This window comes from Streptomyces sp. NPDC006140 (genome assembly GCF_040628815.1).
Classification (GTDB): Bacteria; Actinomycetota; Actinomycetes; order Streptomycetales; family Streptomycetaceae; genus Streptomyces.
This window is the reverse complement of the sequence record NZ_JBEXTS010000015.1, coordinates 1-13380: the sequence shown is the minus strand read 5'-3', so window position 1 is coordinate 13380 and position 13380 is coordinate 1. Positions and strand designations below refer to the sequence as shown.

11 protein-coding genes and 1 tRNA gene are annotated in these 13380 nt (G+C 73.9%); 5 read left to right on the top strand and 7 right to left on the bottom strand.

Annotated features, from left to right (window positions below):
- Window positions 1-145: 145 nt before the first annotated feature.
- Window positions 146-1567 (bottom strand): DUF2252 domain-containing protein, encoded by a 1422-nt coding sequence (locus tag ABZ386_RS32210; RefSeq protein ID WP_358967088.1) that lies wholly within the window; start codon window positions 1565-1567, stop codon window positions 146-148.
- Window positions 1568-1732: 165 nt separating this feature from the next.
- A complete protein-coding gene (locus ABZ386_RS32205; protein ID WP_356503974.1) occupies window positions 1733-2482 on the bottom strand; it encodes a ScbR family autoregulator-binding transcription factor in 750 nt (249 codons plus the stop codon).
- A 286-nt stretch (window positions 2483-2768) separates the two neighbouring features.
- Between ABZ386_RS32205 and ABZ386_RS32200 the strand changes: the two genes are divergently transcribed.
- Both ABZ386_RS32200 and ABZ386_RS32195 read left to right on the top strand, forming a co-directional pair.
- Window positions 2769-3725, top strand: a complete 957-nt coding sequence (locus ABZ386_RS32200) for a ScbA/BarX family gamma-butyrolactone biosynthesis protein (protein ID WP_358967240.1) — start codon at window positions 2769-2771, stop codon at window positions 3723-3725.
- Window positions 3722-4645, top strand: coding sequence for an NAD-dependent epimerase/dehydratase family protein (locus ABZ386_RS32195; RefSeq protein ID WP_358967085.1), 924 nt, complete (start codon window positions 3722-3724; stop codon window positions 4643-4645). The genes ABZ386_RS32200 and ABZ386_RS32195 overlap by 4 nt, the downstream gene beginning before the upstream one ends.
- Here the strand turns inward: ABZ386_RS32195 and ABZ386_RS32190 are convergent.
- The 4 genes from ABZ386_RS32190 to ABZ386_RS32175 all read right to left on the bottom strand — a co-directional run bounded on the left by ABZ386_RS32190 (window position 4638) and on the right by ABZ386_RS32175 (window position 8852).
- Window positions 4638-5936: a cytochrome P450 gene (locus tag ABZ386_RS32190; protein WP_358967083.1), complete on the bottom strand. Its 1299-nt coding sequence runs from the start codon at window positions 5934-5936 to the stop codon at window positions 4638-4640. The two genes, ABZ386_RS32195 and ABZ386_RS32190, sit on opposite strands and share 8 nt — an antisense overlap.
- A 153-nt stretch (window positions 5937-6089) precedes the next feature.
- Complete coding sequence (locus ABZ386_RS32185; protein WP_358967081.1) at window positions 6090-6845, bottom strand: ScbR family autoregulator-binding transcription factor; 756 nt, start codon at window positions 6843-6845, stop codon at window positions 6090-6092.
- Between the two features lie 86 nt (window positions 6846-6931).
- Complete coding sequence (locus ABZ386_RS32180; RefSeq protein WP_355720618.1) at window positions 6932-7591, bottom strand: response regulator transcription factor; 660 nt, start codon at window positions 7589-7591, stop codon at window positions 6932-6934.
- Window positions 7581-8852, bottom strand: coding sequence for a sensor domain-containing protein (locus ABZ386_RS32175; protein WP_351340375.1), 1272 nt, complete (start codon window positions 8850-8852; stop codon window positions 7581-7583). The genes ABZ386_RS32180 and ABZ386_RS32175 overlap by 11 nt, the downstream gene beginning before the upstream one ends.
- Before the next feature lie 201 nt (window positions 8853-9053).
- On the opposite strand from ABZ386_RS32175, the gene ABZ386_RS32170 reads away from it, so the two are divergent.
- Together ABZ386_RS32170 and ABZ386_RS32165 are read left to right on the top strand one after the other, a co-directional pair.
- Entirely contained in the window at window positions 9054-9779 is a 726-nt protein-coding gene (locus ABZ386_RS32170; RefSeq protein ID WP_114254156.1) for an ABC transporter ATP-binding protein, read from the top strand.
- Window positions 9773-12220 (top strand): ABC transporter permease, encoded by a 2448-nt coding sequence (locus ABZ386_RS32165; protein WP_358967078.1) that lies wholly within the window; start codon window positions 9773-9775, stop codon window positions 12218-12220. Before ABZ386_RS32170 ends, ABZ386_RS32165 begins: the two co-directional genes overlap by 7 nt.
- Window positions 12221-12344: 124 nt before the next feature.
- Here the strand turns inward: ABZ386_RS32165 and ABZ386_RS32160 are convergent.
- Window positions 12345-12428 (bottom strand) — tRNA-Leu (locus ABZ386_RS32160).
- 472 nt (window positions 12429-12900) lie between these two features.
- Between ABZ386_RS32160 and ABZ386_RS32155 the strand changes: the two genes are divergently transcribed.
- The coding region (locus tag ABZ386_RS32155; protein WP_358967075.1) for a DUF3662 domain-containing protein at window positions 12901-13380 on the top strand (480 nt) is incomplete at its 3' end.

Below are 13380 nucleotides of genomic sequence, written 5' to 3'. Positions count from 1 at the left end.
CCCGCACACCATCCCGCGCCGACCCACCAACCGTGCCTACCCGCAAACCATCCCGCGCCGACCCGCACACGGTGCCGACCCGCCCGCCATCCCGGCCCGAGCGGCACCACCACCCCCGGCTGGGCCGGACGCGCGTCCCGCCCCGCTACACCCCCAGTTCCGCCGCGAGCTTCCCCGCCCGTACGCCCGCCACCAGTTCCGCGTGGTCCGCCTCGGTGCGGTCCGCGTAGGCCACGGCGAACGTCGCCATCGCCTCGTCCAGTTCCTCGCTCTTGCCGCAGTACCCCGCGACGAGGCGGGGGTCGGCGCTGTGGGAGTGGGCCCGGGCCAGGAGGGCGCCGGTCATCCGGCCGTAGTCGTCTATCTGGTCGGCGGCCAGGGCGGCCGGATCGACGCTGCCCTTGCGGTTGCGGAACTGGCGGACCTGGAAGGGGCGCCCGTCGACCGTCGTCCAGCCCAGCAGCATGTCGCTGACGACCTGCATCCGCTTCTGGCCGAGCACGACCCGCCGCCCCTCGTGGCCGGCCTCCGGCGCCTCGAAACCGACGGTCACCAGATGCGGCACCAGCGCCGACGCCCGCGCCTCCTTGACCTGGAGCACCAGCGGCTCACCCCGGTGGTCCAGGAGCAGCACGACGTAGGACCGGGTGCCGACGCTGCCGGTGCCGACGACGCGGAACGCCACGTCGTGCACCGCGTGCCGGGCGAGGAGGGGGAGGCGGTCCTCGGGCAGCGTGCCGACGTACTCCTCCAGGGACGCCGCGACCGCCGCGGCCTCCTCGTCCGGGACGCGCCGCAGCACCGGCGGGGCGTCGACGAAGCGGCGCCCGCCGCCCTCGACGGCCTCGGTCGACTTGGCCGCGAAGCGCCCGCTGGTGTTGTGGCGGGCCTTCTCGGAGACCCGCTCCAGCGTGCCGAGCAGGTCATGGGCGTCCGTGTGGGAGACGAGTTCCTCGTCCGCGATGGCGTTCCACGCGTCCAGCACCGGCAGTTTGGCCAGCAGCCGCATGGTGCGGCGGTAGGCGCCCACCGCGTCGTACGCCGCCTTGCGGCACCGGTCCTCGTCGGCTCCCGCCTCCCGGCCCGCGAGCACCAGGGAGGCCGCGAGGCGCTTGAGGTCCCATTCCCAGGGGCCGTGCACCGTCTCGTCGAAGTCGTTCAGATCGATGACGAGGCCGCCGCGCGCGTCGCCGTACAGGCCGAAATTGGCCGCATGGGCGTCGCCGCAGATCTGGGCCCGGATCCGGGTCATGGGCGTGCGCGCCAGGTCGTAGGCCATGAGTCCCGCGGCGCCGCGCAGGAACGCGAAGGGGGTGGCGGCCATGCGGCCGACCCGGATCGGCGTGAGCTCGGGCAGTCGGCCGCGGCCCGACTCCTCGACGGCGCTCACCGCGTCGGGCCGGGACGCGTCCAGGTCGAGCGTGGCGTGCGCGTGGCGCGGGATGCGCCTGCGCAGGGCCTTGCCCTCCTCCTTGGGCGAGCCCTCGACCGGCCACTCGGCGAAGCCCCGCACCCGGGGCAGCCGACGCCCCGTCCCGTTCCCGGTCTCGTCCTCAGCCCTGGTCATACCGACCGCCTCCCCCGCACGCGCACGAACATCAACTCGTGCCGACCGTACAACCGGCGGCCGAAACGCGTCAGACCCTGTGGACAACTCCACACCTGTGGACAACCGGTGTCAGCGCAAGGGCCGCTTCGCCCCGGAAGCCCCGGCCCGCGAGGAGGCCGGCCCTCACGCCCCCGACGAAGCCTGCGCCGGCACGACCGGCCCCTGCTCCGCCCGTCCCGGCTCTGCCCGACCCTGCCCCACCCGTCCCGGCTCTGCCCGACCCTCGTCCGCCCGTCCCGGCTCGATGCGCCCCTGGGCGAGCACCCGCTCGGCCCGGTCCACCGAGATGTCGAGGCGGGCCAGGACCGCGGGAACCGTGATGCTCGGCAGGAAGTGTTCGAACATCACGACGACACGGCGCTCCAGATCCTGCCGCTGGCAGCGCAGCTGGGAGAGCAGCTGCACCCCCGAGAAGCTGCCCACCAGCAGCTCCGCCGTCTCCGCCACGTCGACATGCGGCAGCAGTTCGCCCCGCGCCTTCGCCTCCGCGAGCCGCTGCACGTTCTGGTCGAACCACATGCGGAAGGCCGCCGTACGGTCGAGGTCCATGGCCCCCTGGTCGAGGGCGAGCCCCACACTGGCCCGCACCAGCGGCTCGGACCGCAGCCGCCGGGCCAGTACCAGGCCGGAGTCGACGAGTTCCTGGAGCTTGCTGGACTGCGGCGGGAGCGTGATCGCGAGCTGTTCCTCGAACACCCCGACCGCGAGCTCCTCCTTGGAGCCGAAGTGGAAGTACAGCGCGCCCTTGGTGACGCCGGCCCGGTCCAGGATCTCCCCGATGGTCGCCGAGGTGTAGCCGCGTTCGTCGAAGACGGCCGCCGCCGCCTCCAGGATGGTCCGCCGGGTGCGGATCGCGCGCTCCTGTCGCGCCATCGGGTGCCTCCCTGATCTCCGTCGATCCCTGTGAAGTCGCTGTGCAGCGAGGGCGCGAGAGCCTGTCCCGGCAGCCTGGCCCACCCTTTGAAAAAAACCGGCTCGTCCGTATCTTAGTCAGACGCCGACCGCAGCCAGGCAGCCGATCCTGGGGATTCTCATGCCGCAGACAGGACCTTTAAGCGCACTCACGGACGATCAGACCGGACGAGAGGGCCGTCCGGCAAACAGAACCGTTGCGGCCGTCGAGAACGCGCCACAACACCCCACACCCCACACGCCGGTCATCACAGCACCCGCACCGGCATCTGCATCCGCCACCACAGGCATAACCACAGACATCACCACCACCGTCACCAAGGAACTCGCCCACCGCACCACCGACACGGACGTCTTCCCCACCCGGTGGAGCAGAATCTCCGACACCCGCTTCCGTTTCACCGCGCACTGGCCGGCCGCCCACCCCTTCTTCGGCCCCGTGGACGACCGCCACCAGGACCCGATGGTCGTGGGCGAAACGTTGCGGCAGGCCTCGATGGTGCTCGCGCACGCCGAGTTCGGCGCCCCGGCCGACACCCACTTCGTCATGTGGGACCTGACGGTCTCCACCGACCCGTCCGCGCTGCTGCTGTCGGACGCGGCCGAACCGGTCGAGATCGACGTCGTGTGCTCCGAGATCCGCCGCCGCGGCCGCGGCCTGGCGAGCATGCGGACCACGATGGAGTTCCGCCGCGCCGGGCGCTTCGTCGCGCGGGGCACGGGCAGCACCGGCTGCACCTCCCCGCTCGCCTACCGCCGCCTGCGCGGACGGCAGTTGGCCGAAGTGGGCACCCCTGTTCCGCTGCTGCCGGGCATCGCGCCGGAACTCGCCGGCCGCTCCCGCGCCGAGGACGTCGTCCTCGCCCCCGCCGACCGCCCCGGCGTCTGGCTGCTGCGCGTGGACACCGGCCACCCGGTCCTCTTCCCCCGGCCCAACGACCACGTCCCCGGCATGGTCCTGTTCGAGGCGGCCCGCCAGGCCGCGGCCGCCGCGTCCGGTCAACGCCCCTTCCTGCCCCGCACGATGACGGCCGACTTCGCCCGGTACGCCGAACTGCACAGCCCGTGCCTGCTGGAGACGGAGCTGCTCGACGAGGACCCGGAGGAAGTGACCGTACGCGTGTCGGGACGGCAGGACGGCGAGACCGTCTTCACCGCCACGCTGACCTCCGCGCGGACGGCGGAGGTACGGTCCCCGTCGTGACGGTCACCTTTCTGATCACCGGCGCGAGCGGATTCGTCGGCAGCCGCGCGGTCGCCGCGGCCCGTAGCCGTCCCGGCGTCCGGGTGCGGACGCTGTCCCGGCGCGCGGGGACCGGGAGCGACACCGTCCACGGCGACCTGTCCGACCCGGCCTCCCTGCGCGGCGCCTGCGCGGACACCGACGTCCTGGTGCACTGCGCCACCAGGATCGGCGGCGACGCCGAGACCGTCGAGGCCGTCAACGACCGGGGCACCAGGGCCCTGGTCGAGGAGGCCGTGCGCGCCGGGGTGCGCCGGATCGTGTACGTGAGCACGGCCGCCGTCTACGGCCGGGGACCCTTCCGCGGCGTACGCCCCGACGAAGTGCCGATCGCGCCCGCGTCGGCCACCAGCCGCACCCGGGCCGCCGCCGAACAGCACGTCCTCGGCGCGGGCGGCCTGGTGCTGCGGCCGCACCTGGTGTACGGCGAGGGCGACCGGTGGGTCGTCCCCGGACTGGTCCGGCTGCTGCGGGAGTTGTCGGCGACCGTGACCGGCTGCACGGCGCTCCAGTCGATGATCGACGTCGACACCCTGGGCCGCGCGGCCGTGGCCGCGGCGCTGTCCCCGGCGCACGCCGGCGGCGCGCACCACGTCGGCCACCCCGAGCCGGTGACGGTTCCGGAGCTGCTCGGGGCCGTGCGCGAGCACCTGGGGGAGCCCGGCGGCGGTGCGGCGGTGGACGTGGCCACCGCCCTGGACCGGGCCGCCGGGTCGCCGCTCGCCCTCCATCACCTCGGCATGCTCACCGTCGACCACTGGTTCGTGGACGACGCCTTCTGGAAGGACCTCGACTGCTCCCCCGGTGAGGGCTTCGCCGCCGGATTCAGGCGCGCGGCCCCCTGGTACCGCTCGTTCCTGCGCGAGCTGCCGGCTACCTGATCGCCTGCGCCTCCGACTCCGCCTCCGCCTCCTCCGGGCCCGGGCCCGTGTCCCGGCCGTGCAGCAGCACGGGCAACGACTCGTGCCCCGTGGAGATGATCGACCGGAGCCGCCTCGGCGGACGGGACGGATCGGCCAGGGCCAGCCGCGGGAAACGGTCGAACAGGGACGTCAGGGCCGCCGTCGCCTCGGCCATGGCCAGGGGCCGGCCCAGGCAGTGGTGGACGCCGTGGCCGAAGGAGATGTGGTCGCTCCTGCCGGCGCGGGTGACGTCGAACCGGTCGGCGTCCGGGCCGTGCCGCTCGGGGTCGCGTCCGGCACCGGCGAAGGACACGACCACCGGGTCGCCCTTCGGGATCGTGAGGCCCGGCTCGATCTCGATGTCCTCGACGGCGTAGCGCAGGCCCGACATGGCGCCCGGCGCCTCGTAGCGCAGCGACTCCTCGATGGCGTCCTCCCAGGACACCTGCCCGGAGCGGACGAGTTCGAGCTGCTCCGGGTGGGCGAGCAGGCTGTGCACGGTGTTGTCTATGAGGTTGACGGTCGTCTCGAAGCCCGCCGTGAGCAGCAGGATCAGATTGTCCATCAACTCCTGTTCACTGAGGTGGCCTGCGTCGCGGGCGGCGATGAGCGCGGTCGTCAGGTCGTCGGCCGGGTGCGCGCGCTTGTCCTGGAGGAACGCGGTCAGCGTGGCGTAGAGCTCGACGGCGTTGGCCTGGGCGTCCTCCAGGGAGATCGCCGTGTCGAAGAAGCCGTTGATGATGCGGTAGAGCGCGGCCCGCGGACCGTCCTCGCCGTGCGGTACGCCGAAGAGTTCGCACACCACCTCGTGCGGCACCGGCGCCGCGAACGCCGCCCGAAGTTCGACGACTTCGCCCTCCGGGACCTGTTCCAGGCCGTCCAGGGCGCGGTCGACGATCTCCTGGACGCGCGGCAGGAGGGCGTCGACGCGGCGCTTGGTGAAGGCCGCGGCCATCGGTTTGCGCAGCCGGCTGTGGTCGGTGCCGTAGGCGGTGACCATGTTGCGCACGGAGACCCAGATGGCGAGCGGCCAGGTGCGGGAGATGTCCCCGTTGATCCAGGCCGGCCAGTGCTGGTAGGCGTCCTTGCTCGTCTCGGGACCGGCCAGGAGCCGCTTGTTCAGCTCCAGGCCGTTGATCCACCACGCCCTGACGCCGCCGGGGAGTTCCACCTCCACGGCCGGGCCCTGGGCACGGATCCGGGATATCTCGTCGTAGAGGTCCTGGCCGGACGGGTCGACCGCCAGGAAGGGGCAGGCCTGCTGTGCCATGACTCATCGCTCCTTGGTCCAGAGGCTGGGAGACCATGGTGCGATCCGGGCGAGGAGAAAACTTGGCATCCGGTTTGTTTTGGCCATTGCTTCACACACTGCCAGCCAACAAAGGGGGCTGTCGGCACCGGAAGGCGGGCCGGAGCAGCGCCGCTACCGCAACGCGAGCCCCGCCGTACCGGTCTCCTCCAGGTCCCCGTCCGCAGCCGGCCCCGCCTCGACGTCCACACCCGCCGGGTCGCCGCCCGCCGGGTCACGGCCCTCCGGATCGCTGCCCTCCGGTTCGCTGCCCTCCGGATCGCTGCCCGCCGGGTCCAGCGCTCCGGCCAGGTGCGGCGCCGCCACGCACGGCAGGAGCAGCTGCCACAGGTCGGTCAACGAGGGCCGCGCGAGCCACCCTTGGTCCTCCCGGCCCAGCACCTCGATGCCGGTCGTCGCGGCGAGGACGACGCCGCTGGTGCGGTGCAGCGGCACACCGGCGGCGAGTTCGCCCCGCCGCTCCGCCTCGGCCAGCAGCTCGTGCACGCACTCCCGCCACTCCCGGCGCAGGTCGCGCACCCGCCCGGCGACCGCCTCGGCGTTGAGGCGTAACCCGGCCCGCACCACGACGTCGGCGCACAGCAGCCGGGCGACCTGGTGGGTGACGTCGACCAGGCGCTGCAGGGCGCACCCGTCCGCGCCGCGGCCCCGGCGCCCGATCCGGCGCAGGGCCAGGGCGGCGGCGTCCTCGACGGCCTCCGCCACGGCGGCCTTGTTCGCGAAGTGGAAGTGCAGCGCGCCGGAGCTGACGCCGGCCCCCGCGCTGATCTCCGCGAGACTGGCCCGGACGTACCCCCGTGCCTCGAACTGTTCGGCCGCCGACCGGATCAGCGCGAGGCGGGTCCGGACGGCCCGGTCCTGTTTGGTCACCCGTGGCTCCCCTGCAGGGCTCTGATGGCGACGCAATGAAACCAACTCGCTGGTTTTTGCACAACGCGCCCGCCGCCCCGCCCGGGCTACGCCCGCAGATACGCGAGCACGGCGAGGACCCGGCGGTGGGTGTCGTCCGCCGGCGGCAGGTCCAGCTTGGTGAGGATGCCGGAGACGTGCTTGCCCACGGCCGCCTCGGAGACGACCAGTTCCCGGGCGATCGCCCCGTTCGACCTGCCCTGCGCGATCAGCGCCAGCACCTCCCGCTCGCGCGGGGTGAGCCGCTCCAGCGGGTCGCGGCGGCGGCGCAGCAACTGCCGTACCACCTCGGGGTCGACGACCGTGCCGCCGTCCGCGACCTCGCCGAGCGCCGCCACGAACTCCTCGACCTGGCCGACGCGGTCCTTGAGCAGGTAGCCGACGCCCGTGCCGTCGCCGGAGTCCAGCAGTTCGGCGGCGTACCGGCGCTGCACGTACTGGCTGAGGACCAGGACGGGCAGCGCGGGCCGCTCCCCGCGCAGCCGCACGGCCGCGTGCAGGCCCTCGTCCTGGAAGCCGGGCGGCATCCGCACGTCCGTCACCACCACGTCGGGCCCGTGTTCCCCGACGGCGGCCACCAGCGCCTCGGCGTCCCCCACGGCCGCGACGACCTCGTGCCCGCAGCGTTCGAGCAGCCCGACGAGCCCGTCCCGCAGCAGCACGCTGTCCTCGGCCAGGACGACGCGCAGCGGCCGGTCAACTCGCAGGCTCACAAGGGATCTCCACACACAGCAGGGTCGGCCCGCCGGGCGGGCTGGACAGGGAGAGTCTGCCATCGAGCACCGACACCCGGTCGGCGAGTCCGGTCAGCCCGCTGCCCGCCCCGGCCCGGGCACCGCCGCGCCCGTCGTCGCGGATCTGGAGGAACAGCCGCCCCTCGCGGTGACCGCCGCTCACCTCGGCCCGGCTCGCCCCGCTGTGCTTGCCCACGTTGGCGAGCGCCTCGCACACCACGAAGTACGCCGCCGCCTCGACCGCTTCGGAGAGCCGCCCGGGCAGCTCCAGGTCGATGTCGACGGGCACGGCCGACCGGTCGGCGGCGTCGGCCACGGCCGCTTCGAGGCCGTAGTCGGCGAGGACCTTGGGATGGATGCCCTGGATCAGCTCGCGCAGCTCCGCGAGGGCCGCGCCCGCCTCCTCGTGCGCCTTGGCGAGCTGGTCGGCGAGCGGGCCGGGCGGGGCGTCCAGCCGGGCCAGGCCGAGCGTCATCGTCAGGGCGACGAGACGCTGCTGCGCCCCGTCGTGCAGATCGCGCTCGATCCGCCGCCGCTCCGCCTCGAAGGCGTCCACCAACCGCAGCCGGGACCGGCTCAGTTCGACCACCCTGGCCCCCAGGTCGGCCTCGCGCGGGGCGACCAGCAGCCGGGCCAGCCCCGCCCGGGCCCCCGCCACGACGCCCAGCAGGTAGGCGCCCAGGGCCAGCAGGACCAGCCCCAGCACGGCGCAGCCGGCGGCGGCCGGCCAGGTGCTGACGAGCCACACCTTGAGCACCTTCGCCTCGCCGTTCGCGGCCAGCAGCAGCGGAGTCGCCACCACGGTGAGCGGTCCCAGCAGGAAGACGGCGAACGCGAGGGCGTCGACCGGCCACAGCAGCCCCGCGAACAGCAGCGCGTGGCCCAGCTCCCGCCAGGTGGCGCGCTCCCGCAGCCGCGTCGCCAGCCAGGGCCGCAGCCCCGGCTCCCCGGGCGGCTCGTGCGCATCGGACGCCGGCTCCCTGTCGACCAGCCGCAGCCGGAGCCGCTCCACCGCCGCCACGGGGATGCCCGCCAGGGCCGTCCCGAGCAGCAGCGGCAGCCCCACCAGCGCGAGCGCGAGCACCCCGCCGGCCGCCACCGACACCACGATCCCGACGAGCACGACGACGCCGGTGACCGCGCCGGTGAGCAGGTAGCCGGCCGACCGCCAAGGCCACGCCGACAGCAGATAGCCGGGGCGGCGCAGGGCCTGCCACACGTTCCGAGGGTGCATGGGGATCACCGTAAGAGTCCCCCGCAGCCCTGGCCATGGGCCCAGAGGGAGGCCCAGGGGTAGGCCTGGCCCTACCCCAGATCTAGGCCCCGCCGCACTGCGCCGACCCACCCCCACCCGGTTTCGTGGAAGCCACACCGACACCAGGTGAAGCCACATCCACACCAGGTGGAAGCCACACCGACACCCCAGGGGGATCCCATGACACACGACGCCGTCCGGCTGGACTCGGTCACCAGGACCTACGGCCCCGTGACCGCACTCGACGACGTCTCCCTCGCGTTCCGCACGGGGACCTTCACCGCCGTCATGGGCCCCTCCGGCTCCGGCAAGTCCACCCTGCTCCAGTGTGCCGCCGGCCTGGACCGGCCCACCTCCGGGTCGGTCACCGTGGGCGGCACCGAACTGACCGGCCTGAGCGAGCGGCGCCTGACGCTGCTGCGCCGCGAGCGCGTCGGGTTCGTCTTCCAGGCGTTCAACCTGCTGCCCTCGCTGACCGCCGAGCAGAACGTGGCCCTGCCCCTGCGCCTGGCCGGCCGCCGCGTGGCGAAGGCCCGGGTGCGCCAGGCGCTCGCCCAGGTGGGCCTCGCCGAGCGGGCCCGGCACCGGCCCGGGCAGTTGTCCGGCGGCCAGCAGCAACGCGTCGCCCTGGCCCGCGCGTTGATCACCCGCCCCGACGTGCTGTTCGGCGACGAGCCGACCGGAGCCCTGGACACCCGCACCGGCCGCGAGGTGCTCGGCCTGCTGCGCGGCATGGTCGACCGCGAGGGCCAGACGGTCGTCATGGTCACGCACGACCCGGTCGCCGCCGCGTACGCCGACCGCGTGCTCTTCCTCGTCGACGGCCGGGTCAACGGGGAGTTGACCGGCGCCGGCGCCGACACCATCGCCGCGCGCATGACCCGCCTGGAGGCCGTGCCGTGCTGACCGTCGCCCTGCGCACCCTGCGCACCCGCTGGGCCGGCTTCACCGGCAGCTTCGTCGCCCTCTCGCTGGGCGTGGCCCTGCTCACCGTGACGGGCCTGGCCCTGGCCTCGTCCGCGACCGCCCCGGAGCGCCGCCCCGAACGCTTCGCCGCCGCGCCGGTCGTCGTCAAGAGCCAGGACACCCTGCGCGTTCCGACCCCGATCGGCGACCGCACGGCCCGGCTCACCCACCCGCGCCCCCTCCCCACGGCGACCGTCGCCGCGCTGCGGAAGCTGGGCCCGGTCGTCGAGGACCGGTCGTTCCCCGTGCAGGGCGGCCCCGCCGGCCTGGTGGGCCACCCCTGGTCCACCGCCGCGTTCGCCCCCTACGACCTCACGGCCGGCCGGGCGCCCCGCACGGCCGACGAGGTCGCCCTCACCGGCGACCCGTCACACCTCGGCCGACGGCTCCGCACGGACCGGGGCACGGTACGCGTCGTCGGCACCTTGACCCCGCGCGGTTTCGAGAACGCCGTGGACCCCTTGCGCGGTTTCGAGAACGCCGTGTTCTTCACCGACACCCGCGCCGCCCAACTGACGCCCGCCGTCCACCAGTTGGTCGTCACGGCCGATCCGGCGGCCGTACGGCGGGCGGTCGGCGGCAGCGCCCGGGTCCTCACCGGTGACGCGCGCCGCCTCGCCGACGCCGACCCCGACCGGGACAGCGAGGCGCTCACCGCGATGAACGCCCTGTTCGGCACCGCCGGCGGCGTCACCGCCTTCGTGTCGGTCTTCGTCGTCGCCTCGACCTTCGCCTTCGCGGTCGCCCAGCGGCGCCGGGAGTTCGCCCTGCTGCGCACCACCGGTGCCACCCCCGGCCAGATCCGCCGCACCGTCCTCGCCGAGGCCCTCACCGTCGGCGCCCTCGCCTCGGCCGCGGGCTGCGCACTCGGCTCCCACCTCGCACCCCGCCTGGCCGCCCGGGTCGCCGACGAGGGCCTCGCCCCGGCCTGGTTCACCATCGGCGACCACACCTGGCCGTACCACGCGGCCTTCTGGACCGGCCTGCTCGTCGCCCTGGCCGGAGCGACCGCGGCGTCCTGGCGGGCCGGCCGCACCGCCCCCACCGAGGCCCTGCGCGAGGACAGCGGGCGGATCACCCCGGGCCGACTGCTGTGCGGCACGGCCCTCCTGCTCACCGCCGCCGTGACCCTGGTCCTCGCCCTGACCGGCGACCCCGGCGACCTCCTCCACCGCAAGACCTACATCAGCCGCCCCATGCTGCTGATCACCGCGGCCGCCCTGCTCGCACCCCTCGTACTGCGCCCCCTGACCCGGCTGCTGACCTGCCTGCCCACGACCGTCGGCATGCTGGTCCGCGCGAACACGGCCACCGGGGTACGCCGTACCGCCGCGCTCGCGGCCCCCGTCCTGGTCACCGTCGCCCTGGCGGGTTCGCTGCTCGGCACCACCGCGACCCTGAACCGCGCGAAGGCCACCGAGGCGGGCGACCGCACCACCGCCACCTTCGTCCTCACCCCGCCGCCCGGAACGGGCTTCGACGACACCACCCTGCGCAGACTCCGCGCCGTACCGGGCACGGACATCTCACCCACGTCCTCGACGGCCGTCCACGTCCTGGAGGACGGCGTGGCCCTGGTCCGCTCCGAGGGCCGCGCCGCGACCCCCGCCGCCCTGGCGGCCACCACCCGCCTCCCGCTCACCGCGGGCAGGGCCAGCGACCTGGACGACGACTCGATCATCGTCAACGGGGAGTGGCAGCGGCACCGGGTGGGCGAGCGGGTACGCGTCTGGCTCGGCGACGGGACGCCCCGCACCCTGCGCATCGCCGCGGTGCTGACCACCGGCACGGGGGACAACGGCGTCTACGTCACCCCCCGCAACGCCCCGGGCGCCGCGATCGACCGGATCGACGTGGCCCTGAAGGACGGCGCGGACCCGGCAGCCGTGGCCACCGCCCTCGACCGGGCCGCGGGTCCCGGCCGGGTCCTCACCCGCGAGGCATGGCTCCGGGCCACCCACCCCGAGACCAACCGCACGACCCGCCTCGGCCTGTTGCTGGTCCTCGGCATCGCCCTTCTCTACACGGGCATCTCGGTGGCCAACACCATGGTCATGGGGGCCTCCGACCGGGCCCGCGACCTGGCCGTGCTGCGGCTGGCCGGGGCCACCCGCTGGCAGGTGCTGCGGCTGGCCGGTGCCGAGGCCCTGACGGTCGTCGCGGCCGGCGCGCTCCTCGGTCTCCTGGTCGCCGCCGTCAACCTGGCCGGTCTGACCGGCGCCCTCGCGCTGCTGTCGGTCCGGCCCGCCCCCGCCTTCCCGTGGCAGGCCCTCGGCACGACCGCGACGGCCTGCGCCCTGCTCGCCGTGGGCTCGGCGATCGTGCCGACCGCCCTCGCCCTGCGCCGCCGCCCGGCGAACCTGGCGGGCCTTCGGGAGTGAGTCCGCAGTGAGTCCGCAGGGACAGCCCTGAGAGCTTCCTCACACGGCGAAACACCGAGACAACCATCACATCCGCAGACACGAAGAACGGGCGGCATCTGATCGATGCCGCCCGTTCCGACGGTGCGCGAGGGGGGAGTTGAACCCCCACGCCCTTGCGGGCACTGGAACCTGAATCCAGCGCGTCTGCCTATTCCGCCACCCGCGCATTGGGTGTGTCCTGGGCTCCCTGCCCCTTGGGGCCTGGCGCCTTCCGACACCCAGAACATTAGCACGCTGGACGGGGTGGGTTCACATCCGTTGTTCCGCAGGCAGAACCCCCGCCGAACCTTCGGTGCCCCTGCCACGTATCAACGCGTGCCGCTTCACGTATCAACCTCGTACCGGTACCCCCTGTCTCCCCGGGAGGGGGCGGGGTCCACAGTCCGGTGCGGGACACTGGTCTCCGGCCGCCTCTACGATCCTTGGCAGGGGTACCTGAAGCGGTTGCGCGCGGCAGTACTCCCGCCGGAGTTCGAAGGGGAGCTCCACAGGGAACTTCGTCATGCGTCGACACCCGTCGGCCGGGCTGACAGGGGGAACCAGCCGATCGACCGGCGCGTGGATACGATCAGTAAGCAGTACCAGGCAAGCGGCCCGCAGGGCAGTACACAGGACGGCAGCGACGGAGGAGGTGCCCCATGGGAGTCCTGAAGAAGTTCGAGCAGCGTCTCGAAGGTCTGGTCAACGGCACCTTCGCCAAGGTGTTCAAGTCCGAGGTCCAGCCCGTGGAGATCGCCGGCGCGCTCCAGCGCGAGTGCGACAACAACGCCACCATCTGGAACCGCGACCGGACGGTCGTCCCCAACGACTTCATCGTGGAACTGAGCACGCCGGACTTCGAGCGGCTCAGCCCGTACTCCGGCCAGCTCGGCGACGAGCTCGCCGGCATGGTGCGCGACTACGCCAAGCAGCAGCGCTACACCTTCATGGGCCCGATCAAGGTGCACCTGGAGAAGGCCGAGGACCTCGACACCGGCCTGTACCGGGTGCGCAGCCGTACGCTCGCCTCCTCCAGCAGCCAGGCCGGCCCGGGAGGCGCCGCCGCGCCCGCCGCCCCGCCGGCCGGACGCCCCGGCGGCTACGGCTACCCGCCGGCCGCCGCGCCCGCCGGCGCCCCG

Coding starts and splice junctions, on each gene's coding strand:
- ABZ386_RS32210 (WP_358967088.1), bottom strand. CDS start 1,567: ATGACCAGGGCTGAGGACGAGACCGGGAACGGGACGGGGCGTCGGCTG.
- ABZ386_RS32205 (WP_356503974.1), bottom strand. CDS start 2,482: ATGGCGCGACAGGAGCGCGCGATCCGCACCCGGCGGACCATCCTGGAG.
- ABZ386_RS32190 (WP_358967083.1), bottom strand. CDS start 5,936: ATGGCACAGCAGGCCTGCCCCTTCCTGGCGGTCGACCCGTCCGGCCAG.
- ABZ386_RS32175 (WP_351340375.1), bottom strand. CDS start 8,852: ATGCACCCTCGGAACGTGTGGCAGGCCCTGCGCCGCCCCGGCTATCTG.
- ABZ386_RS32170 (WP_114254156.1), top strand. CDS start 9,054: ATGACACACGACGCCGTCCGGCTGGACTCGGTCACCAGGACCTACGGC.